Origin of the sequence: Flagellimonas sp. S3867, from assembly GCF_014698935.1 — a bacterium.
GTDB lineage: Bacteria > Bacteroidota > Bacteroidia > Flavobacteriales > Flavobacteriaceae > Flagellimonas.
In genome coordinates this window covers 173,175-194,182 of the sequence record NZ_JACVMN010000004.1, presented here as the reverse complement: position 1 = coordinate 194,182, position 21,008 = coordinate 173,175, and the positions used below count along the sequence as shown (strand labels likewise).

Below are 21,008 nucleotides of genomic sequence, written 5' to 3'. Positions count from 1 at the left end.
TTTTCCGGCTTTTCTTGTTATTTGCTGCCTCTAATTTCAGCATCAACAATTTGGATATACTTACGCATGGCGTCTTCAGCACTGATATTTTTTGCCTGAATAAGTGCATTTGCCTTAAAAGCGTTGATCAGCGGGGTTTTACTGCCAGGATTATTGTAATTCTTATTGGCAATTTTAAAATAGGCGTACAGTTTGAGTAATAAATCAGCAGGCATAGGTTCTGTGTAGCTGTTTACAAAGTCAACAGCTTCCCTAAATTGAATATTTAAATCCTCATCAGTCATCTTTTTTCCGAATTGATGCAATGCAGGTTTTGGCACCAACTACTTTTTGGCCCAATTTAACAGCAATGTCACAATCTAAAGGTAATAGTAGATCTACCCTTGATCCAAATTTTATGAAGCCAGCATCCTGCCCTTGGGTTACTTGCTCACCTTCTTCGGCATAGTTTACTATCCGACGTGCTAAAGCCCCTGCAATTTGGCGATACCCTATTTCTCCAAATTTCGGTGTATGCAATACCACCGTGGTACGCTCATTTTCAGTACTTGATTTGGGATGCCAAGCCACTAAATATTTACCTGGATGATATTTTGAATAAGTCACCGTTCCGCTGGCGGCGTATCTCGTAACATGAACGTTCAACGGTGACATAAAAATGGACACCTGCTTACGTTTGCCTTTAAAATATTCGTTTTCCTCTACTTCTTCGATCACTACGACCTTGCCATCGACCGGCGCCAAAATTTCATCAAAGTTCGGGGTGACCAACCGCCTCGGATTTCTAAAAAATTGCAAAATCAATATCAAAAGAATAAGTGCGGCAACTTGCACGGCAATCCGTATCCATTGAATACCGATGTAAAAATGTGCAGAAAGGACAATAGCTACCACAGCAAAAAATGTGATAATTATGATTTTTTGGCCTTCTCTATGAAACATATGAAAATATATTAAGTATCAAATAAGCAAAAGGAGCAGCAAATACTAGACTGTCCAAACGGTCCCAAATTCCGCCATGACCCGGCAAAATAGCGCCACTATCCTTAACACCGGCGACTCGTTTGAATTTAGATTCCAGCAAATCACCTAAGCTCCCGGCGACCACAATGGTTGTGGCCAACGCCATCCACTGAAAAAGTGTTAAGCTGGTCTCATATTTTGCTAGAATATAAGCTGCAATAATTGCAAAAATAAGACCTCCTAAAGAACCTTCCACTGTTTTTTTTGGAGAAACTGAAGGAAATAATTTTGTACGACCCAATGTTCGACCCACCAAATAGGCAAAAGTGTCGTTCACCCATATCAAAATAAAGATGCCCATAATTAAAAATTGGGCAAAGGAATTTTGTTTGTACGGTATCATGGTCAAGAAGATGCACCCGCCTCCGATGTAAAAAACCGCTATGATAAACTTTTGAAAACTAGTGAAATACTTTTCTTTTTTAGAGAATAAAAAGACTAACAATGCCAAGTCAACGGTAATGGTAAGAAGCATTAGGATGGTGATCAGGATGCCATCTTGTATCAGGTAGATAAACACCCACCATAGAGCTAAATAGGCTACAAAAATATAGTAATGTTTTAAGCGGACTATTTTTTTGAATTCATACAAACAGGCCAAGCCGAATACCATAAAAAGAAAATCAAAGGCATCGGAGCTCAAAAATACTGTGCCCAAAAGGAGTACTGCATAGATTACCCCTGTAATAGAGCGCCTTAGGATTTCTTTCATTTAGTTAGTAGTCTTCTAGCAGTAAAAGATATACATTTTTTGAGGCACTACCGTATGAAAGAAAATCATTTTTATTTTCAGGTGTGGGTTGAAAATGCTTTAGTGTAGTGATATTGTTGGGTATATTCTTCCCATATTTTTCTTTGATGACTTTGAGTCCTTCACTAATAGAATCTACCAATTGACTTGTGGTGGCAAAAACAATGAGATTGGTAGGAAGTTCATCGAGTTTCTTTTCCTTGATTTGGTTGGAACAGACCAATATGGAACCGTTATGGGCAATAAGATGTTCGCAAGTGGTAAAGAAAATATCGCTCTCTTTTCTATTTTCGGTGAATTCAAGTTTTTCTGATGAAAATCGGCTCTTTAGCCTTGGGTCCATCACATAGAAAAGATGGCTTTGCCAATCGTTTTCGGAAATAATGTTCTGTAAAGCTTCGGAAACTTCGGCGTCGTCCTCGCAGTAAATGAACTTTCCACCATTTTTTTTGAAGTAGATGGTGAATTTTTCATCAACCGGAATTTTTAAGTCGGGCATGTGCTCCCCACGTGTTTCCAGGGTTTCCTTGGAAACCTTTTTACCACCTCCAAAAAGTTTGTCAAAAACTCCCATTTATGGTATCAAGAATAGTTGTCCGATATGATACTGTATAATGAAAACTTCAAATTATTCTGCTGTCTCAGTCTCCAATTCCTCTTTTTCGAAAGGTCTTTTTCCGAAAATCTTCTCCAAATCATCCTTAAAGATAACTTCTTTTTCCAACAAGCGATCCGCTAGCTCCTTCAATTTATCCTTATGGTCATCTAAAAGTTTGATAGCGCGTTTATACTGCTCCTCTATCATCTTCGAGATTTCCTTATCGATTTTCTGGGCCGTTTCTTCGCTATAGGGCTTGGTAAAACCATATTCGTTGTTCCCGGAAGAATCATAATAGGTGATATTTCCGAGTTGATCGTTTAAACCGTAAATGGTTACCATGGCCCGCGCCTGTTTGGTTACTTTTTCCAAATCACTCAAGGCACCTGTTGATATTTTATTGAAAATCACCTTTTCGGCCGCCCGTCCACCCATAGTGGCACACATTTCGTCCAGCATTTGCTCTGGGCGAACAATCAAGCGTTCTTCAGGTAAGTACCATGCTGCACCCAACGATTGTCCCCTGGGAACTATTGTAACTTTAACCAGAGGAGCCGCATGTTCCAACATCCAACTCACTGTGGCGTGACCCGCTTCGTGATATGCGATAGTCTCTTTCTCTCCGGGTGTAATGATTTTATTTTTCTTTTCAAGACCGCCAACGATTCTATCCACTGCATCCAAGAAATCTTGTTTGTTTACTGCTTTCTTTTCTTTACGGGCCGCGATAAGCGCTGCTTCATTACAAACATTGGCGATATCAGCTCCAGAAAAACCAGGAGTTTGCTTTGCCAAGAAATCAAGATCTAATGTTTCTGCTGTTTTTATTGGGCGAAGATGGACTTCAAAAATTTCCTTACGTTCTCTTATATCGGGTAGATCCACATAGATCTGACGATCAAAACGCCCAGCCCGCATCAATGCTTTGTCCAAAACATCAGCTCGGTTAGTGGCAGCCACTACGATCACATTAGTATTGGTTCCAAACCCATCCATTTCAGTCAAAAGCTGATTTAACGTATTCTCTCTTTCATCATTGGAACCGGTAAAATTGTTTTTACCTCTTGCCCGGCCAATAGCATCAATTTCGTCAATGAAAATAATGGCAGGAGATTTATCTTTTGCTTGTTTAAAAAGATCACGTACTCTTGAAGCTCCAACACCTACAAACATTTCAACAAAATCGGAACCCGATAATGAGAAGAATGGGACTTGCGCTTCTCCTGCAACAGCTTTTGCCAAAAGGGTCTTTCCGGTCCCTGGAGGGCCTACCAACAATGCTCCTTTTGGGATCTTCCCACCTAAAGAAGTGTATTTATCAGGATTTTTAAGGAATTCTACAATTTCTTGCACCTCTTCCTTGGCACCTTCTAGTCCAGCTACATCCTTAAAAGATGTGCGGGTATCCGTTTTCTCGTCAAAAAGTTTTGCTTTGGACTTTCCAATGTTGAAAATCTGCCCGCCAGCACCACCACCGGCACCACCAGACATTCTGCGCATTAGGTAAATCCAGATTCCAATAATCAACGCAAATGGTAGCAATGAAAGCAATAACTCACCCAAAACGTTGGATTCGGTATCGAAATCGACCACTGTGTCAAGATTGTTCTCTTTTTTGATGCTTTTTATTTCGTCTTCAAAATTTTGAAGATCACCATAATCCAAAATGTATTGCGGAATTTTACCTGCCGAGAAGTTGAAAGGTTTGTCAGAAACATTACGGTGCACATCTTTTTGAAGCGCTTCTTCTGTCAAGAAAACCTTGGCTTGACGGGCATTGGTGATAATCAATATTTCTTTGATATCCCCATTTCTTAAAAACTCCTGTAGTTCAGAGGTTGTGGTTTTTTCGGTACTAGCCAAACTGTTTCCACCAAAGAATTGGAATCCTATGATCAAAGCAATGACCACGCCGTAGATCCACCAGGAACTGAAACGAGGTTTTTTAGGGGTATTTGAATTGTTCTCTTTTGCCATTTTGTTTAAGAATTGTAGCTGCTCTCCACCATGGTCACTTTGGCATCACCCCAAAGTCCTTCAATGTCGTAGAATTCCCTAATATGTTTTTGAAATACATGCACAACAACATTAACATAATCCATTAAAACCCATTCTGCGTTTTCCGAACCCTCAACATGCCAAGGTTTATCTTGTATGGCTTTGCTGACCGTTTTTTGAATGGATGAGACAATTGCGTTTACATGTGTATTTGAAGTACCGTTGCAGATTATAAAGTAGTCACAAACTGTATTTTCTATTTCCCTAAGATCCAGTAGATTTACATCTACTCCTTTAACTTCTTCTATTCCGTGTAAAATTAAGGCAATCAGTTCATCCGCGCTAGCTTTCGTTTTCTGCATTCAAAAATTTTAGTTTCTACAAAGTTATATTTTTTTTGTTTTCTTAGCCCTAGATTTTAACATATCATTGGACGCACCACTTTGGGAGAACTATCACAAATAATCAAACTTGATGCCACGGACTCTACGAATCTTTATTTAAAGGGTTTGATGCAGTCTAATTCTGTAAGGGATTATACCACCGTGATAACAAAATCGCAACGCAAAGGAAGGGGACAAATGGGGGCTGCTTGGCAAGCTGAGCCGGGTAAAAACCTGACGTTTAGTGTCTTGAAGAGATTTGAGGCTATGCAGATTACGCATCAGTTCAATTTGAACATTGGTGTTTCCCTAGCAGTTTATGATGTTTTAAAGGCTTTGGATATACCTGATTTAAAAGTGAAATGGCCCAACGACATTATGTCAGGTTCTTGCAAGATTTGTGGCATTTTAATCGAAAATATTTTGAAAGGAAAACAAATTCAAAGCTCTATTATTGGAATTGGGCTGAATGTGAACCAAATTTCCTTTGAAAATCTAGACAAAGTAGCTTCGTTAAAATCACAAACGGGTAGATTTTTTGATTTGGACGAACTCTTGTCGAAATTATTGGCAAGGCTCAGGTTTTATCTGGATGATATTGAAACCAAAACGATACATCAACTGTTGCCTTCCTACGAAAGATTGTTATTCAGAAAGGATAAGCCATCCACGTTTAGAGATACAAAAGACCAATTGTTTATGGGCTTTATACGGCGTATTTCAGCAGAGGGCAAGCTTGTGGTAGAACTTGAAGATGAAATCCTCAAGGAGTTTGATCTAAAAGAAGTCTCGCTTTTATATTAAGAAATCTTGTCCATGTTAGCGGAAAGGGTTTCCATAAAGTTGGTGATTGGCGATTTGATCATCATGGCCATCATGGCATTGAATTCTCCTTCAAAATTTAAAGCAACCTCACTCTCGTTATCTCCCAAGGAAGTTATATCTCCAGTTAGCGTAAACGGTAATTTGTCACTTGCGGCACCAAGAACCACTTTACTGTTGGGTGTTTGTTCTTTTAAGCGAAGTACAATTTCAGGCATACCTTTTAGCGCAAATCGGAAGGTGGTATCATCCAAAACCTCAAATTTGTCAATATTGTCAGGCATAAGCGTTTCAAAATTCTTAATGTCAGTCAAGAAGTCGAAAACTTCTTTATCACTTTTAGCTACTTTCTTTTTGGGAGTTTCAATGTGCATTTTGTTCTATTGTTTCCATTGTTGTGGATTTGTTTTCCACTCCAATAGGGTTTGTTGATGTGATTTTTTAATATAATTGGTATCTGAAGCCAGTTCAATCAAATGGTCGTAGTCAGATAAGGTATTTAAGGCGACATTTTCTGTCTCAAAATTGGTGTTCGCAATTGCAAAACCATACGTAAAGATAGCCACCATGCCTTTAACATTGGCACCTTGGGCTCGTAGTGCTTTTACCGCGTTTAAACTGCTTTTTCCAGTACTTATCAAATCTTCGATGACCACGACAGTTTGGTCCGATTCCAATTGACCTTCAATTTGGTTTTGCCTGCCATGGGATTTTGGTTCTGGTCTAACATATATAAACGGAAGCCCCATAGCTTCAGCCACCAAGACTCCAATACCAATAGCGCCAGTTGCCACTCCTGCAATAACATCCGGTTTCCCATATAGGGTTTCGACTTGTTTTGCCATTTCTTCCCGAACAAAATTTCGTATTTCAGGATAGGAGAGCATAATTCTGTTATCACAATAAATTGGGGATTTCCACCCAGAGGCCCATGTAAATGGATTTTCTGGTTCCAACTTAATTGCATTAATTTGTAGCAGAAGTTCGGCAGTTTTTCGTGCGGTATCTTTGTTTAAAACCATTGCGCAAATGTATAAAGTTTTTGTTAATGAGTCTCCACTCATCTTAACAAATAAGCCTCAAGATAACTCAAATGGAAACCTCTTCTCTTTAGATGGGGATTCTATTTTGATGGCCATAGATTCACTGGCAAAAGGAAGGTTAAAGGAAGCCTATATCTACCATCCTGATGAAGAGAAAATGCTTGATGTTTTTATGCATAAAATCCCGGTTGTAGTTGCTGGTGGTGGATTTGTGACCAATCCTAAGGGAAAGGTGCTCTTCATTTATAGAAATAATAAATGGGATTTACCCAAGGGCAAAGTAGACAAGGGTGAATCTATTGAAAAAGCGGCCATACGCGAGGTGGAAGAGGAAACTGGGGTAAAAAATCTTGTTATAGATAAATTTCTGCGTACTACCTATCATGTTTTTAGAAGGAACGGTGAATACAGGTTAAAGTTGGTACATTGGTTTTCTATGTACACCACTTATTCTGGCAAGTTGGTCGGACAGCAGGAGGAAGGTATTGAAAAAGTGAAATGGAAAGGTCCCAAGAAAATAAAGAAAGCACTAAAAAACTCTTATCACAATATTAGAGTGCTGTTCGAAGGCTGGCTTATTCCTGAAGCAAAGTAGCCGCACTACTCCCTTTTGCAATACGATATACGGGATATCTTAAATAGGGGGCCTCGCGATATCTTGATCGTTGATAGATCCAATCTAACTGGGCGTACCAATCTTGGGAAAAGTCCTCATCCAATTCTTTTTTAAGCAGAAAATTGCCTCGAAGTGTAGAATCCTTTTTTAAAAGATCCAGAGCAACATCCTCAAAAACATAAGGAGAGAAACCTTCTTTTTGTTGAAGAATCATATCAAAGAAATTCCAATTAAAAAAAGAATCCGTAGCCTGGGGCTCCAACGTTTCCAAAAGATATCGCACGCCGGTTTGACCGGTCGGAATAACATAATCCCCACTTTGGAATGCAACTTTTATATTACTTTTTTTGACCTTCACGTCTGAATGGGGGTAATGACCTTCGTATGGGGTTTTCCTGGTATCGTAATCCGAAATTTGATAGGATTCTACCGTAAGGGTGGTGTCCTGGTCCAAACTAAAGTATTCAATATCGTTTGCTTGCAGACGTTCAATAATATCAACCCAACTGCTTTTAACTACATAAGCAGCGGGAACAATTATAGTATCCATCGGCACATAATAATTATAATATGTGGTCTCTTGGGTAAAAGGTTTGTTCTGATCATATTTTAATCGATCTAAACCAGTTACTTCGCTTGTAACCTGTGTTGCCTCATACCCTTTGAAATTTAGGGTTGAATGTTGCGAGGTGTCCAACTTCCAGTTAAAATAGTATTTGGACAGCTCTAGATTTTCCTCTGCGCTTTGTGTTCGTAATGTGCGAATAGTGTCGTACTCCTTTTCAACCACTCCCAGTACACTTTCCATGAGCTGATAGGTGCCTTCAACCCTTTTTTTGTATGGTTTCAGCATATGGGTTTCCACCATTAACCCTAATGTGTTCCAGAGTGTTGTGTAGCCGGTGGAATATCGGGGATAATCCATAAACTGACTGAAACCAAATTCGGGCGGTCTATTAAAAACATTGACATATGGGGTTATGTCCCAATCTTTTTCAATAAGTGATTTTTCAACCTGTGGTCTAAATTCTTTGTTCAGATATGTTCCAAGTTTTCCTCCTAATTTGTTGTGCTGGGTAAACAAATGCGTCAGTGTATATTGATAATCTGCTCCATTGCTTACATGATTGTCAATAAAAACATCGGGTTTTACCAAATGGAAAATCTGCGAAAACGTCTTTGCATTTTTGGTATCCATTTTTACAAAATCACGATTTAAATCGTAATTCAGTGCATTGCCTCTGAAACCATATTCCTTTGGTCCATTTTGATTGGCCCTGGTATTGGAATTTCGATAAAGCGCTCCGCCAATATTATATATTGGAATGGTGACCAGCACTGTATTTTTTGGATGTGACAGTATTTTTGTGGCCAAATCACGATAGAGTAACATGGTGGCATCGATTCCATCACTTTCACCTGGATGAATGCCATTATTTATCAACACAATTGCCTTTTCCTGTCTAACATTTTCAAAATTGAAATCCCCATCAGGATTAAAAGTCACCATATGCAAAGGATGCCCGCTATCGGTTTCGCCTATAGTCTGAATATTGATTTCAGGAAAATCCTTGGCAAGGGTAATATAAAAATCAATGGTTTCTTGGTATGTGGCTGTCTCGGTGCCCTGGGAGGCTTCATAAAACGTTTGGTAAGAGACAACTTCATCTTGTGTTTTTGATTCACATGATAGCAAAAGCAACAGTACCGTGGGGAAAATAATGTTCTTCAATAGTTGGCGTAACTTGTTAAAAAAATGGGAAACCTAAATCTCCCAAGGATAAAAATAGGGAATATTATGGTAATGAAGTGATATTGATTCTGTTAAGATCTGTTACCTCTATCCTATAAATTGGTTTGTTTTTGAAATTTAGATAGTGCCAGCATTTAAGCCTGAAGTCGTTCCACTTTTGGTAATCGGAAGGGTCTATGGACGAAGTGATAACATTGATAATGATTTTATCCTTTAGATCTAAGGTCACAAATTCTTCCAAAAACTCCCATCCATCCATAATGGGCATATTGATGTCCAAGAATATGACCTCGGGAGCGGGAACACCTGTTTGTATTCTTTCGCGCAGACTGTCCAAGGCCAATCTTCCATTTTCAAAAGCTTCGATGTCATTACAGCTTACAATGGTTTTAAGCATCTTTTTTATGCCAAAAACCGTAATATGATCATCATCAATAATGTATATGCTATTGATTTCCTTCATTGATCGTTTGTGGTTTATTGACTTTCCTCGTTGAAATAAACGTTAAACGTGGTCCCTTTGTCCACTTCGCTGTTTACCGTGATGCCACCTCCCATGGCTTCGATTTGATTTTTGATAATATAAAGTCCTAGGCCTCTCGCATCTTTATTGTTGTGAAACGTTTTGTACATGCCAAAAATTTTGTTTCCGTACCTGTTTAGGTCAATTCCAAGCCCATTGTCCGATATGCTGAAAATGACACTGTCCTCCTGCTTTTTTGCATTTAGTGAAATAATGGGACTTGTATTGGGCTGACGATATTTTACAGCATTGGTGACCAAGTTTAGAATAATACTCTCCAAATAGGCAGGAACGCTCATTACTGTTAGATTGTCTGGTACCGAATTAATAAACTCCACTTTGTTTCTTTCCAAAAAGGCGGAAAGGTTTTGCTGCACTTTGATGATATTCTCATTTAAATTCAAGGATTTTTTGTCCATGTTGATGTTAGTGCTAATATCTACCACTTCATTTAAATTTTCCAAGGTGTCCAAAAGATTATCAGAGGCATGGGACAACATACCCATGATGCGTTCTTTTTCAGACTCATCTTTCTCTTTGATTAGGAAATCGAGCAGCATGGAAAAATTGGCGGTATGAGATCTTAGGTTGTGGGAAACGATATGGGCAAAGTTGATTAATTTCTTGTTCTGAATTGCGGTCACATTGATCAGGTTTCTCAGCTGATCCTCCTTTTGTTTCATATGGGTAATATCCATGCTCATGCCGATAAGACCATAGGCTTTGCCGTTCAAATCTAAGAGGGGTATTTTGGAAGTAAGAAAATTAGTAGCGCTTCCATCTTTTCTAACATTAATGGTTTCTACCCCTACCATGGATTTTTGAGTTCGCATGACTTCAAGATCTTCATCTCTTGAAATTTGTGCAACATCTTTATTATATAGATCAAAATCGGTTTTTCCGATTAGATCTTCAGGTTTTGCTCCCAGGTACTCACATTCTGATTTGTTGACCAAGAGCTTTCTTGAATCTTTGTCCTTGATGAAAACATTCAAAGGAAGATTATCTATCAGGGTAGTCAATAATTGTTCGCTTTCTTTAGTTTTAATATCGGCCAATACTTGCTCATGTACATCTTGAAAAGTGCCAAACAGTTTTATTACTTTTCCATCCTTTTTTATGGCTTTTCCACCAGCAGCGACCCAACGTTCGTCCCCCTTATGGGTAACAATAACTAATCGCTCGCTAAACGGCACACCTTTTTCCAATAGCTTGTGAAACAACATGGATATTCGATTACGGCTATAGCCCTGCTTGTAAAAGGAAAGACCTTCAGTAACATTGGGCTCATATGAAGAGGATACTTCATGAATCTTTTTGGTCATGGAACACCAAGTGATCTTATCGTTGGCAATATCGTATTCCCAACTCCCAACCTTGGCAACCTCTGATTTTGCCTTTAAGAGTGTATTGATGCGTTTAAGTTCGGCTTCATTGGCCACTTCTTGATTAATGTTGTCAGTTTGTATTATGGTGCCCAGCAAATTCTCTTTTTCATCAAACCAAGGCGTGAAGGTGCTTTCAAACCAATTTAGTTGCGAATCCGAAATACTTGTGTGGTGAAGTCGGTTTGTTTTATTTTCGTTTAGGCATTGTTTTAGCTCATTTGCCTGAAATCCTTCATGGGAAGCAAAGAGTTTGGTTATTGGCTGGTTTTCACTGGTATCAGGTTGCAAGTTAAAAACGGAGAACCATGAATCTGAAGCCGTAATTAAATTATGATGACGATCTATGAAAACTGTTGGTTTGGGTAATTGCTTTATCAGGTAGGTATGGGGTGAGGTTTCAATTGCTTTCAAAATGTAGGTCTAGATTTGGGATTAAGAAATTTCCTACTAAAATAAAAGTGTTAACCTACATACATAATTTATTGTTGTGAATCGACCAAAATATGTTGTTTTATCGATGAACGGCAGTTTTTTGAAGACCGATCTCCCCAAAATGAAGATGTCACTACCCGCACTTTGATAAGAATGGCTATGATTTTATCACAACGGTATCGGGTACCAGACCGGTAAAATCACCTCCATTTCTAATCACGTCCCTCACAATAGATGAACTGATATAAGATTTACCGGAAGAGGTCAATAAGAACACAGTTTCAATCTCAGACAGTTTTCTATTGGTATGCGCTATAGCTTTCTCAAATTCAAAATCTGCAGGATTTCGAAGCCCCCGCAAAATGAAATCAGCATCTACTTTTTTGCAGAAGTCAACGGTGAGACCTTCGTAAGTTACCACCTTAATTTTGGGCTCATCCTTAAATGCATCTTCAATAAATTTGGTGCGCTCTTCTAGTGAAAACATGTATTTTTTATCAGCGTTGATACCAATGGCAATCAAAAGTTCATCAAATAAGGTGATACCCCTTTTAATAATGTCGTAATGACCTAATGTCAAGGGATCAAATGAACCTGGAAAAATAGCACGTCTCATTGTTGGTGTTTTTTTAAAAATACTGATTTTCTATCGCATTGCTTCTTCGATGGCACTGCCAAACAAAGCTTCAAGTGAAATACCGGCGGCTTTGGCTTGTTTTGGCAAAATACTTTCTTCAGTCAAGCCAGGGGTGGTGTTGACTTCTAACAAATAGGGTTCACTATCTACAAAAATGAATTCACTTCGGCTATACCCCGTGAGTCCCAAAACTTCATAAATGAATTTGGCCAATTTGGCAACGCTCTCATGCTGCTCCTTTGAGATTCTTGCTGGGGTTATTTCTTGCGATTTACCCAAATATTTTGCCTCAAAGTCAAAAAAATCATTTTCAGAAACAATCTCGGTTATGGGCAGCACAGTAACTTCATTATTGTAGGTGATGACGCCAACAGATACTTCAGTGCCGTCCAAAAAGGTTTCTATGATAATTTCATCATCTTCTGTAAAAGCATTGTCGATGGCCGCATTTAATTCTTCTTTTTTATAAACCTTACTGATGCCATAACTGCTTCCGGCCCTATTGGCTTTTACAAAACAGGGAAGTCCTACCTTTTCTACAATCGCATCTTCATCTATAGCATCCCCTTTGTTTATATAATAGGAGGTAGCACATAGTATATTGTATGGTTTTAACACGCTCAACAAATCCCGCTTGTTGAATGTAAGAGCGGCTTGATATTGACTACAGGATGTTTGTGGTATGTTCAAGAGTTCAAAATACGCCTGAAGCAATCCATCCTCTCCAGGAGTACCGTGTACAGCATTAAAAACACAATCAAATTGAATTTTTTCTCCATTTAATGCAACACTGAAATCCGATTTGTCCACAGGAAATTCCTGGCCTTCATTATTTGGATAAAACCATTTTTCTTTTTGGACAATAATTCGGTACGGATTGTATTTTTTACGGTCAAGGTATTTATAGACCACGTTCCCACTTTTAATGGAGATTTCGTACTCACTGGAGTAACCACCCATGATGATGGCGATGTTTTTTTTCATCGGCTTGTCGAATCGCTTTGTCAAAGTAAAGAAAAAAGGACTGGCTTTCCTATATTTGTTCCGATAAGGCATTGTACATGAAACATTTTTTTAATTTCATTAGAAGCAAGGTGTTCCTAATTCAATTGGGTCTGGCATTGCTAGCTTCCATACTTATTGTTTTCTTGATTTTAAGGTGGTTAAAAAGCTCTACAAATCATGGTGAGTTTGTAGAAGTTCCCGATTTTTCCAAAATGTCGGTGATGGAAATGCGAGAGGCCGTTGAAGATGCAGGACTACGATATCAGGTCTTGGATTCATCCAACTACAACCCTGAATACCCCAGGTTCTCCATTCTTGAGCAAAACCCACAAGCTGGTAACAAGGTCAAATCAAATAGGAAGATTTATTTTACCGTGAACCCATCAGGCTATAAAAAAGTCACCGTCCCCGATATCATTCAAGTTACCCAAAGAAATGCAACTTCAATGTTGCGGGCTGTTGGGCTCGAAGTTCAGCGGGTTACCTATATTGATGAGTTGGGTAAGGACATGGTGTATCGCATGAAATATAAAGGCAAACATATTAAGCCTGGGGATAAATTGCCCAAAACCTCGAAAGTTGAGCTGATTTGTGGAAATGGCACCATTCCTGGTAGGGCCCGTGTGCAAGCAGATTCCGAATAATTATGGGTCCATCAGAAAACCCCGAACTTTCCCAAGACGAACTTTTTGAACATCACAAATTTGTTGCTTCAGCAGGGCAGGAGCCATTACGAGTGGATAAATTTTTGATGAATTTCATTGAAAACGCCACCCGAAATAAGATTCAGCAAGCTGCCAAACAAGGTCATATTTGGGTGAATGAAGCAATTGTAAAGCAAAATTACAAGGTAAAGGCTGGTGATGAGGTCAAAGTGATGTTTGAACATCCCCCGTACGAGTTTTTACTTACCCCTGAAAATATTCCACTGGACATTGTTTATGAAGATGAAACGCTGTTGGTAGTCAACAAACCTGCCGGAATGGTAGTGCATCCTGGACATGGCAATTATTCAGGAACCCTGATAAATGCTTTGGTGTACCATTTTGATAATCTACCAACAAACAGTTCCGAAAGACCGGGTTTGGTACATCGGATAGATAAAGACACCTCAGGACTTTTAGTGATTGCCAAAACGGAGTTGGCAATGACCCATTTGGCAAAACAATTTTTTGATAAAAGCAGCGAACGCGAATATTTGGCATTGGTTTGGGGTAATGTTGATGAAGATGAAGGAACCATTGAAGGACATATTGCCCGAAATCCGAAGAATCGTTTGCAGATGATGGTTTTTCCTGAAGGTGATCAAGGAAAAGAAGCTGTAACCCATTATAAAGTGGTTGAGCGTTTAGGATATGTTACCCTGGTATCATGCAAACTTGAAACCGGAAGAACCCATCAAATTAGGGTTCATATGAAGTATGTTGGCCATACACTTTTCAATGACGAACGCTACGGTGGAGAAAAAATATTGAAGGGAACAACCTTTACCAAGTACAAGCAGTTTGTTGAAAACGCTTTTAAGATTTTACCCAGACAGGCGTTGCATGCAAAAACCTTGGGCTTTGAACATCCGGTCAGCGGAAAGTTTATGCGTTTCGATTCCGAGCTTCCGGACGATATGGTAAATTGTATTGAAAAATGGCGAGCGTATGCCAAACACCACGATCAATAGATTTCTTCAATCTTTAGATTGAAAACACCTTTTGACACAATTGTCATAAATCCAATTACATCCTTATTTTTACTTAAAATTTGATTTATGAAGATTGTTATCTCACCTGCCAAATCGCTCAATTTTGAATCGGAATTGCCAACATCACAATATAGTCAACCACAGTTTTTGCAAGCATCGGAAAAATTGAATGCTGTTTTGGCAAAGAAAAAACCAAAAGCGTTGTCTAAATTGATGTCCATATCCGATAATTTAGCTGAGCTTAACTGGCAACGAAACCAACAATTTTCCACCCCTTTCACCACGGAGAATGCACGGCCGGCAGTATATTCCTTTAATGGCGATGTGTACCAAGGCCTTGACGCTTACACCATTCCAGAAGAAAAATTGGATAGATTGCAAGACACCTTGAGAATCCTCTCCGGATTATACGGTATTCTAAAACCCTTGGATTTGATTCAACCCTATCGGTTGGAAATGGGAACACAATTAAAAGTAGCCCGAAAAAAGAACCTTTATGAATTTTGGAAAAAACAACTGACAGATCATTTGAATGGGGAATTGGAAGACGACGAGTTGTTTATAAATCTGGCAAGTAACGAGTATTTTGGCGCTATTGATGAAAAAAGTCTAAAGGTTCCTGTGATTACACCAATCTTTAAAGATTGGAAAAATGATAAATTGAAAGTAATCAGTTTTTTTGCCAAAAAGGCCAGAGGTTCAATGGTACGTTATATTTTGGATAATGATGTGGATACAATGGAGAACCTTAAAGGCTTTAACTACGATGGATATGTGTTTAGTGCAGAACATACACTAAAAGAAAATCAACCCGTTTTCGTTAGATAAAATTCCCAGTTTAATCCGGCATTGTTAGGTTTGTGGATTCGAATTCTTAAAATTGTGATGTGCCTAAATAAGTAGGTGATGTTCGGCATTTATCACGATCTTTGTCCATTAATTATATTCGTAAACTAACCATACCGAGGAAACCATGCAGCAGTCAAGACGTTTAGAAGAGTTTAGAAAATCGGTCACCAACAAATTCAATATATATAATAGTCTGTTTTTAAGCTTGCCCTATCAAAACATAGAAAATGTGGGGGTATTGATTCCACTTTTGTTTGATCAATGCGAAAAAGGATTGAAAGCGGGTAAAAATCCACAGGAAATATTGGAAACGTTCTTTACCAACTTTGTTGATATAAAAGACGAACGCGAGCGATTGGATTTTATGTTCAAGGTCATCCAGTATGTAGAACGTCAGGTGGTATTGTACGATAGTGTGGAGGATTCTGCCTTTCCAAAACTGCAAGAATATACCAAATCCCTTTCTATAAAGGATTACTTTGCGTTGGTAAATCGCACCAAAAATTGGGATGAAATATCCAATTCACTTTCAACCTTTAGTGCTCGGATTGTGCTTACGGCCCACCCTACACAGTTTTATACCCCAGCGGTGTTGGACATCATTGCCGAATTACGTTCGCTAATTGATGAAAACAAGGTGGATGATATCGATTTGACTTTACAGCAGTTAGGACTTACATCTTTGGTAAATGTAAAAAAACCAACGCCCTTGGATGAAGCTAAAAATATCATCTATATCCTTCGAAACACCTATTATGATGCCGTGGGTGAGCTGTTTCAGTATGTGAAAGGCAAAATTCACAACGAGGAGTTTGATAATTATAATATTATCAAACTTGGCTTTTGGCCCGGAGGGGATAGAGATGGAAATCCTTTTGTCACCGCCAAAATTACACAGCAAGTGGCTGATGAACTTCGACTTACGTTGATGAAATGTTACTACAACGAGCTTAAAATGCTTCGTAAAAAACTGACCTTTAAGGATATGCAGGATGATTTGAATGAACTTAGCAATAAGCTCTACAAGTCTATGTTTGATGCCAAGGCCGTTATTTCATACGAGGAAATAATAGAACAGTTGTTGCAAACCCGCGAAAAGTTGGAAGGTAAATACCACAGGTTGTATTTAAAACGCCTTGATCGGTTTATCAATAAGGTCCATATTTTCAAAACACATTTTGCCACCTTGGATGTTAGACAGGACCATAGTAAGCATAAGTTGGCCGTTACCACTATTCTTAAACAACAAGGAGCTATAAAAGATAATTTGGAAGAACTGTCTGATGCAGAACTGCAACAATGGCTGTTGAAAAAAGATTTGAAATTGAATCCAAGTGACTTTGATGAGGATATTGTAAAGGACACCATTACAAATATTGGTCAATTAAAGGAGATTCAAAAGAATAATGGTGAGGATGGATGTAATAGATATATCATCAGCAATTCAGAAGATATTTATTCCGTACTCTTTGTATTTGGATTGTTTAGATGGTGTGGATGGAAGGAAGATGAAATCACTTTTGACATAATTCCATTGTTTGAGACCATGAAGGGTATGGAGGAAGCTGAAGGAGTTATGCAAACTTTGTTCGATACACCTCAATACCGTCAACATTTAGAACGTAGAAAAAATACGCATACCATAATGTTGGGCTTTTCTGATGGAACAAAAGATGGAGGTTACCTCAAAGCTAATTGGTCCATTCTAAAAACCAAAGAGACCCTTAGTAAAGTGTGTAAGAAAAATGGGATTAAGGCTATTTTCTTTGATGGTAGGGGAGGTCCACCTGCGCGAGGCGGAGGAAAAACCCACCGTTTTTATGCAGCCCAGACCAAAGATGTGGCCAACCATGAAATACAGCTCACCATTCAGGGACAGACCATTACCAGTACCTATGGTACCAAAGAGCAGTTTATTCACAACTCAGAACAGTTGCTTACAGCTGGATTGAGCAATAATCTATATGGAGAAGAACATGAGATTTCTGACGCACAGCGAAAATTGATTGAGGAACTATCCGAATTGAGTTTCGAAAAATATGACGCACTCAAACAGCATGAAAAGTTTATTCCATATCTAGAACATAGGAGTACATTAAAATACTATACCAAAGCCAATATTGGGAGCCGCCCCGGTAAACGTGGCAATAAAAAACAATTGGAACTTTCCGATTTAAGAGCCATTTCATTTGTGGGCTCATGGAGTCAATTAAAACAAAACGTACCAGGATATTTTGGGATCGGAACGGCCATTCAAAAACTAAAAGATGATGGTAAGCTGACCCAAGTGAAGAAGTTGTATAACGAAGTACCCTTCTTTAAAACTTTAATGCACAACAGTATGATGTCCTTGGCCAAAACCAATTTTGACCTGACCAGTTATATGAAGGAGGATGCCGAGTTTGGAGCGTTTTGGACCATACTGCATGAAGAGTATCAGCTATCAAAGAAAATGCTCTTACAGATTTCGGGACTTAAAATTTTGATGGAGGACGAGGAAGTCTCCCGTGAATCAGTGAAGATTAGGGAAGAAATTGTATTACCACTGCTTGTTATTCAGCAGAATGCATTGTACAATATCACCAAGAATTCCAAGTTCAAGGAAGTCTATGAAAAAATTGTGACCCGTTCCTTGTATGGTAACATTAATGCAAGTAGGAATTCGGCCTAACTTAAAATCTTGAACGTAAAACCATTTTTGCATACCCATCCATATCAGCCTTTTATATTTCCAGAGGCTACAAAATTGATTGTCGGGACATTACCACCACCTCGATTTACTTCAAGAGAGCTTAAGGATGACGATGTAGATTTCTGCTATGGTAGCCGAAACGGGATGTTATGGCCCATTTTGAACGAAATTTTCGGACTTCAATTAAAATATGAAACCACCAAAGAGGCGACCGAACAGCGCAAAAACTTTCTGTTCGCGCAAAAAATAGGGGTCTGTGATATTGTGGCTAGTGCTGAGCGTCAAAAAATAGATGCTTCCGATTTGGGAATGCAAAATGTACAACTTCGCGATTTAGTAAACTATTTAAAAGAATTTCCAAAGATTGAAACAATCTTGTTTATGGGCGGTAACAGCAAAAACGGTCCTGAATACTTCTTCCGCAGACAATTAAAGGAATATGGATTAAAATTGGATGTGCTTAATGACAAAGTGCCAAGAATCCATCAACTTGTACTGCCTACCACCTCGAGCGCAATCGAGAGCTATACCACCGAAAAACCAAGAATAGTAAAAACAGTTTCACTAACAGCGCCTTCAGGTGCGGCCAATCGGGCTGTGGGCAGTCTTCAATTGTACAAAGATTTAAAAACTGCCAATCCTGAATTCAATACTTTTGATTTTAGGGTGATGCAGTACCGTAAGTTTTTTGAATAACTAATTTTTGAAGGTCGAAAATCGTTGTAAAACGGTGTATGTCTGAACCGGTTTTATTCGCTTTACTTCGATTTCTTTAATGATTTTGGATACGGCTCGCTCGAATCTGGTTCTGCGTATGGGTTTCATTAAAAAGTCATTGATACCATAATCGAAGGCTTTTTTGGCAAAACTGGCCCAGGTTGAATTCATGATTACCGCAGTATTGATTTCTATACTGTCCAGCAGCTCAAAAGCGTTGACCTTGTCCATCAAAACATCCAAAAAAACCATATCTACCTTGTGGTCATAAATGGCTTTGATCCCTTCGTATGGATTTTCATAGGAACCGATTAACTCTAAATCGGGATGATTCTTAATCAAGATTGAGGTAGCTAATCGCTGAATGGAAGAATCATCAATAATAAGTGTAGAATATTTCATAGTGAGCGGTTTGGGTACAATAAATTTAGCTTCACTAATAGTTAGCCAAAAAAAATAGGGATGTACTACTGTTTCATTGGGATGAAACTATGATTCTGTCAATTTCTTTGATAATCAATCTTTTGAATGTTCGATTAAATTGAACTTTTGAGGATGAAAAGACAATCTATTCACCCATTTTTGAAGATAAAATGGCATACAAAGCCTTTATTCCATAAGCCAACTGTCCAATTTTCAGATTCTCGTTCGGACTATGCTGATTGTTGTCCGGATTTACCATGGGAACAATAAAGGCAGGAATTTGTAATTCGTTGATAAAAGGTGAGATGGGCACGGTACCTCCCATAATTCGGATTTGAACAACATCTTTTTCAAAGGCAGATTGCAAAGTTTCAATTAAGAACTTTCCATAAGGGTTGTCCAAATTAGTACGAAATGCATCTGTCACACTTCCTTCCTCAACGGTCACGATTTTGTCGAAAGACATTCGTTCTTCTTTAGAAGGAATATGATTCAGCACATGGTATCCTTGTTTGGTGATATGTGCTTTGACCAATTTTTTTAAGCGATGACCATTACTTTCCGGAACCAAACGCAAATCCAGTTCAGCTGTTGCACTTTCAGGAACAATTGTTCTTCTTTTTGGACCTACCCAGCCAGAACCAATCCCTCTTATATTTAACGAGGGGTATTGTAATGCCTCTTGATAAAAACCGCCCACTTTTTCTGCGGATTTAAATTGTAGCTTTTCAGCAATGGCTTTATCGCTATCTGGAACACTTTTAAGCACTTCCGTTATAGATTCATCAAATGAAATTCCATCATAATATCCAGGAATGGTAACCCTCCCCTCAGCATCTTTCATGGTTGCCAATAATTGAGCCAACTGGAATCCCGGATTTGGAGCGTAGTTGCCATAATGGCCACTATGTTGCGGTTTAATGGGGCCGTAGGTGGTCAATGTCAATGTTGTGATGCCTCTGCATCCATAGACCACGGTTGGATTTTCCGATGGATGTACAGGTCCGTCTGCAATCACCAAAAAATCTGCTTGTAGCAAATCACGATATTGTTTTACTGCCTTTGGAAGCGGTTTGCTACTTTTTTCCTCCTCACCATCCAATATTACTTTGATGTTGAATGGGATTTCCTTTCCGTCTTTTTTCAAAAGATCAATGGTATTGAGAAACATTACAATAGGACCTTTATCGTCCGAAGTTGAGCGTCCAAACAATCTCCAATCATAGTTGATGTCGTCATTCAGCTCTTCAAAAGAAATGGTTTTAAAATCATCCCCTTCCCGGGCTTTTAATACTGTTTGATATGGATTAGGCTGATTCCATTTAGATGGATCTACTGACTGCCCATCAAAATGCATATAAATGAGCATGGTCGGTTTGGAATCTTCCATGGGCAAAGCAGCAAAAAAAAGCGGTAGATTTTCCGTTTCGAGTACAGCAGTATTGAAACCCCGTTCGCTAAACTTTCGTTTTAACCAAAGAACGTTGTCATCAATATCATCCGCATTTAATGCATCATTGGGAATGGATATGAACTCCCTAAGTTCATCTATGGCCTTGGCCACTTGCGATTTAACAGCGATAGAATCTTGACCAAAGATTGAAATGGTTGATATTAAGGCAAAAAAACAAATGAGTCTTTTCATGATATGATTTCGTT

The 21,008-nt window shown here is 38.7% G+C and carries 22 protein-coding genes; 7 read left to right on the top strand and 15 right to left on the bottom strand.

The window, feature by feature from the left end; all coding sequences use genetic code 11:
• Positions 1-17 precede the first annotated feature (17 nt).
• The 6 genes from IAG46_RS17010 to rsfS are packed head-to-tail and all read right to left on the bottom strand — an operon-like array spanning position 18 to position 4,732.
• On the bottom strand, positions 18-284 hold the full coding sequence (locus IAG46_RS17010; protein ID WP_190811588.1) for an acyl-CoA-binding protein: 267 nt from the start codon (positions 282-284) through the stop codon (positions 18-20).
• Complete coding sequence (locus tag IAG46_RS17005) at positions 277-942, bottom strand: phosphatidylserine decarboxylase family protein (protein ID WP_190811587.1); 666 nt, start codon at positions 940-942, stop codon at positions 277-279. The genes IAG46_RS17010 and IAG46_RS17005 overlap by 8 nt, the downstream gene beginning before the upstream one ends.
• Positions 932-1,735 (bottom strand): phosphatidate cytidylyltransferase, encoded by an 804-nt coding sequence (locus tag IAG46_RS17000; RefSeq protein WP_190811586.1) that lies wholly within the window; start codon positions 1,733-1,735, stop codon positions 932-934. Before IAG46_RS17000 ends, IAG46_RS17005 begins: the two co-directional genes overlap by 11 nt.
• Before the next feature lie 4 nt (positions 1,736-1,739).
• Complete coding sequence (locus IAG46_RS16995; protein WP_190811585.1) at positions 1,740-2,348, bottom strand: LUD domain-containing protein; 609 nt, start codon at positions 2,346-2,348, stop codon at positions 1,740-1,742.
• A gap of 54 nt (positions 2,349-2,402) precedes the next feature.
• Positions 2,403-4,349, bottom strand: a complete 1,947-nt coding sequence (gene ftsH, locus IAG46_RS16990) for an ATP-dependent zinc metalloprotease FtsH (protein WP_190811584.1) — start codon at positions 4,347-4,349, stop codon at positions 2,403-2,405.
• Positions 4,350-4,354: 5 nt separating this feature from the next.
• Positions 4,355-4,732 carry a ribosome silencing factor gene (gene rsfS / locus IAG46_RS16985; protein ID WP_190811583.1) on the bottom strand — a complete coding sequence of 126 codons (378 nt, stop codon included), beginning with the start codon at positions 4,730-4,732 and terminating at the stop codon, positions 4,355-4,357.
• A gap of 81 nt (positions 4,733-4,813) precedes the next feature.
• Between rsfS and IAG46_RS16980 the strand changes: the two genes are divergently transcribed.
• Complete coding sequence (locus IAG46_RS16980; RefSeq protein ID WP_190811582.1) at positions 4,814-5,557, top strand: biotin--[acetyl-CoA-carboxylase] ligase; 744 nt, start codon at positions 4,814-4,816, stop codon at positions 5,555-5,557.
• Here the strand turns inward: IAG46_RS16980 and IAG46_RS16975 are convergent.
• Together IAG46_RS16975 and pyrE are read right to left on the bottom strand one after the other, a co-directional pair.
• On the bottom strand, positions 5,554-5,949 hold the full coding sequence (locus IAG46_RS16975; protein ID WP_190811581.1) for an SRPBCC family protein: 396 nt from the start codon (positions 5,947-5,949) through the stop codon (positions 5,554-5,556). The two genes, IAG46_RS16980 and IAG46_RS16975, sit on opposite strands and share 4 nt — an antisense overlap.
• Before the next feature lie 6 nt (positions 5,950-5,955).
• Positions 5,956-6,597, bottom strand: a complete 642-nt coding sequence (gene pyrE, locus IAG46_RS16970) for an orotate phosphoribosyltransferase (protein ID WP_190811580.1) — start codon at positions 6,595-6,597, stop codon at positions 5,956-5,958.
• Between the two features lie 7 nt (positions 6,598-6,604).
• On the opposite strand from pyrE, the gene IAG46_RS16965 reads away from it, so the two are divergent.
• Positions 6,605-7,213, top strand: coding sequence for an NUDIX hydrolase (locus IAG46_RS16965; RefSeq protein WP_190811579.1), 609 nt, complete (start codon positions 6,605-6,607; stop codon positions 7,211-7,213).
• Here the strand turns inward: IAG46_RS16965 and IAG46_RS16960 are convergent.
• The 5 genes from IAG46_RS16960 to IAG46_RS16940 form a co-directional block, all read right to left on the bottom strand.
• Positions 7,194-8,966, bottom strand: coding sequence for a M14 family metallopeptidase (locus IAG46_RS16960; RefSeq protein ID WP_190811578.1), 1,773 nt, complete (start codon positions 8,964-8,966; stop codon positions 7,194-7,196). The genes IAG46_RS16965 and IAG46_RS16960 overlap by 20 nt on opposite strands.
• Positions 8,967-9,030: 64 nt before the next feature.
• Positions 9,031-9,450 carry a response regulator transcription factor gene (locus tag IAG46_RS16955; protein ID WP_190811577.1) on the bottom strand — a complete coding sequence of 140 codons (420 nt, stop codon included), beginning with the start codon at positions 9,448-9,450 and terminating at the stop codon, positions 9,031-9,033.
• 14 nt (positions 9,451-9,464) lie between these two features.
• Positions 9,465-11,309 carry a PAS domain-containing protein gene (locus tag IAG46_RS16950; RefSeq protein WP_223826743.1) on the bottom strand — a complete coding sequence of 615 codons (1,845 nt, stop codon included), beginning with the start codon at positions 11,307-11,309 and terminating at the stop codon, positions 9,465-9,467.
• Positions 11,310-11,487: 178 nt separating this feature from the next.
• Positions 11,488-11,946 carry a pantetheine-phosphate adenylyltransferase gene (gene coaD / locus IAG46_RS16945; protein WP_190811576.1) on the bottom strand — a complete coding sequence of 153 codons (459 nt, stop codon included), beginning with the start codon at positions 11,944-11,946 and terminating at the stop codon, positions 11,488-11,490.
• 30 nt (positions 11,947-11,976) lie between these two features.
• Positions 11,977-12,951: a D-alanine--D-alanine ligase gene (locus IAG46_RS16940; protein ID WP_190811575.1), complete on the bottom strand. Its 975-nt coding sequence runs from the start codon at positions 12,949-12,951 to the stop codon at positions 11,977-11,979.
• A 77-nt stretch (positions 12,952-13,028) separates the two neighbouring features.
• Between IAG46_RS16940 and IAG46_RS16935 the strand changes: the two genes are divergently transcribed.
• From IAG46_RS16935 to IAG46_RS16915, 5 genes are all read left to right on the top strand, one after another.
• Positions 13,029-13,616 (top strand): PASTA domain-containing protein, encoded by a 588-nt coding sequence (locus IAG46_RS16935; RefSeq protein WP_190811574.1) that lies wholly within the window; start codon positions 13,029-13,031, stop codon positions 13,614-13,616.
• A gap of 2 nt (positions 13,617-13,618) precedes the next feature.
• Positions 13,619-14,647, top strand: a complete 1,029-nt coding sequence (locus tag IAG46_RS16930; RefSeq protein WP_190811573.1) for an RluA family pseudouridine synthase — start codon at positions 13,619-13,621, stop codon at positions 14,645-14,647.
• 87 nt (positions 14,648-14,734) lie between these two features.
• Positions 14,735-15,496, top strand: coding sequence for a peroxide stress protein YaaA (gene yaaA, locus IAG46_RS16925; protein WP_190811572.1), 762 nt, complete (start codon positions 14,735-14,737; stop codon positions 15,494-15,496).
• Between the two features lie 145 nt (positions 15,497-15,641).
• On the top strand, positions 15,642-18,188 hold the full coding sequence (locus tag IAG46_RS16920; protein WP_190811571.1) for a phosphoenolpyruvate carboxylase: 2,547 nt from the start codon (positions 15,642-15,644) through the stop codon (positions 18,186-18,188).
• Positions 18,189-18,197: 9 nt separating this feature from the next.
• Complete coding sequence (locus IAG46_RS16915; protein ID WP_190811570.1) at positions 18,198-18,905, top strand: uracil-DNA glycosylase family protein; 708 nt, start codon at positions 18,198-18,200, stop codon at positions 18,903-18,905.
• Here IAG46_RS16915 and IAG46_RS16910 read toward each other — a convergent pair whose 3' ends face one another.
• Together IAG46_RS16910 and IAG46_RS16905 are read right to left on the bottom strand one after the other, a co-directional pair.
• Positions 18,906-19,328 carry a LytTR family DNA-binding domain-containing protein gene (locus IAG46_RS16910; protein WP_190811569.1) on the bottom strand — a complete coding sequence of 141 codons (423 nt, stop codon included), beginning with the start codon at positions 19,326-19,328 and terminating at the stop codon, positions 18,906-18,908.
• Positions 19,329-19,494: 166 nt separating this feature from the next.
• Positions 19,495-20,994, bottom strand: coding sequence for a M20/M25/M40 family metallo-hydrolase (locus IAG46_RS16905; protein ID WP_190811568.1), 1,500 nt, complete (start codon positions 20,992-20,994; stop codon positions 19,495-19,497).
• Positions 20,995-21,008: the final 14 nt, after the last annotated feature.

Coding starts and splice junctions, on each gene's coding strand:
- IAG46_RS17005 (WP_190811587.1), bottom strand. CDS start 942: ATGTTTCATAGAGAAGGCCAAAAAATCATAATTATCACATTTTTTGCT.
- IAG46_RS16975 (WP_190811581.1), bottom strand. CDS start 5,949: ATGCACATTGAAACTCCCAAAAAGAAAGTAGCTAAAAGTGATAAAGAA.
- IAG46_RS16920 (WP_190811571.1), top strand. CDS start 15,642: ATGCAGCAGTCAAGACGTTTAGAAGAGTTTAGAAAATCGGTCACCAAC.
- IAG46_RS16935 (WP_190811574.1), top strand. CDS start 13,029: ATGAAACATTTTTTTAATTTCATTAGAAGCAAGGTGTTCCTAATTCAA.
- coaD (WP_190811576.1), bottom strand. CDS start 11,946: ATGAGACGTGCTATTTTTCCAGGTTCATTTGATCCCTTGACATTAGGT.
- pyrE (WP_190811580.1), bottom strand. CDS start 6,597: ATGGTTTTAAACAAAGATACCGCACGAAAAACTGCCGAACTTCTGCTA.
- IAG46_RS16995 (WP_190811585.1), bottom strand. CDS start 2,348: ATGGGAGTTTTTGACAAACTTTTTGGAGGTGGTAAAAAGGTTTCCAAG.
- IAG46_RS16955 (WP_190811577.1), bottom strand. CDS start 9,450: ATGAAGGAAATCAATAGCATATACATTATTGATGATGATCATATTACG.
- IAG46_RS16910 (WP_190811569.1), bottom strand. CDS start 19,328: ATGAAATATTCTACACTTATTATTGATGATTCTTCCATTCAGCGATTA.
- IAG46_RS16940 (WP_190811575.1), bottom strand. CDS start 12,951: ATGAAAAAAAACATCGCCATCATCATGGGTGGTTACTCCAGTGAGTAC.
- yaaA (WP_190811572.1), top strand. CDS start 14,735: ATGAAGATTGTTATCTCACCTGCCAAATCGCTCAATTTTGAATCGGAA.
- IAG46_RS16965 (WP_190811579.1), top strand. CDS start 6,605: ATGTATAAAGTTTTTGTTAATGAGTCTCCACTCATCTTAACAAATAAG.
- IAG46_RS17000 (WP_190811586.1), bottom strand. CDS start 1,735: ATGAAAGAAATCCTAAGGCGCTCTATTACAGGGGTAATCTATGCAGTA.
- ftsH (WP_190811584.1), bottom strand. CDS start 4,349: ATGGCAAAAGAGAACAATTCAAATACCCCTAAAAAACCTCGTTTCAGT.
- IAG46_RS16930 (WP_190811573.1), top strand. CDS start 13,619: ATGGGTCCATCAGAAAACCCCGAACTTTCCCAAGACGAACTTTTTGAA.
- IAG46_RS16905 (WP_190811568.1), bottom strand. CDS start 20,994: ATGAAAAGACTCATTTGTTTTTTTGCCTTAATATCAACCATTTCAATC.
- rsfS (WP_190811583.1), bottom strand. CDS start 4,732: ATGCAGAAAACGAAAGCTAGCGCGGATGAACTGATTGCCTTAATTTTA.
- IAG46_RS17010 (WP_190811588.1), bottom strand. CDS start 284: ATGACTGATGAGGATTTAAATATTCAATTTAGGGAAGCTGTTGACTTT.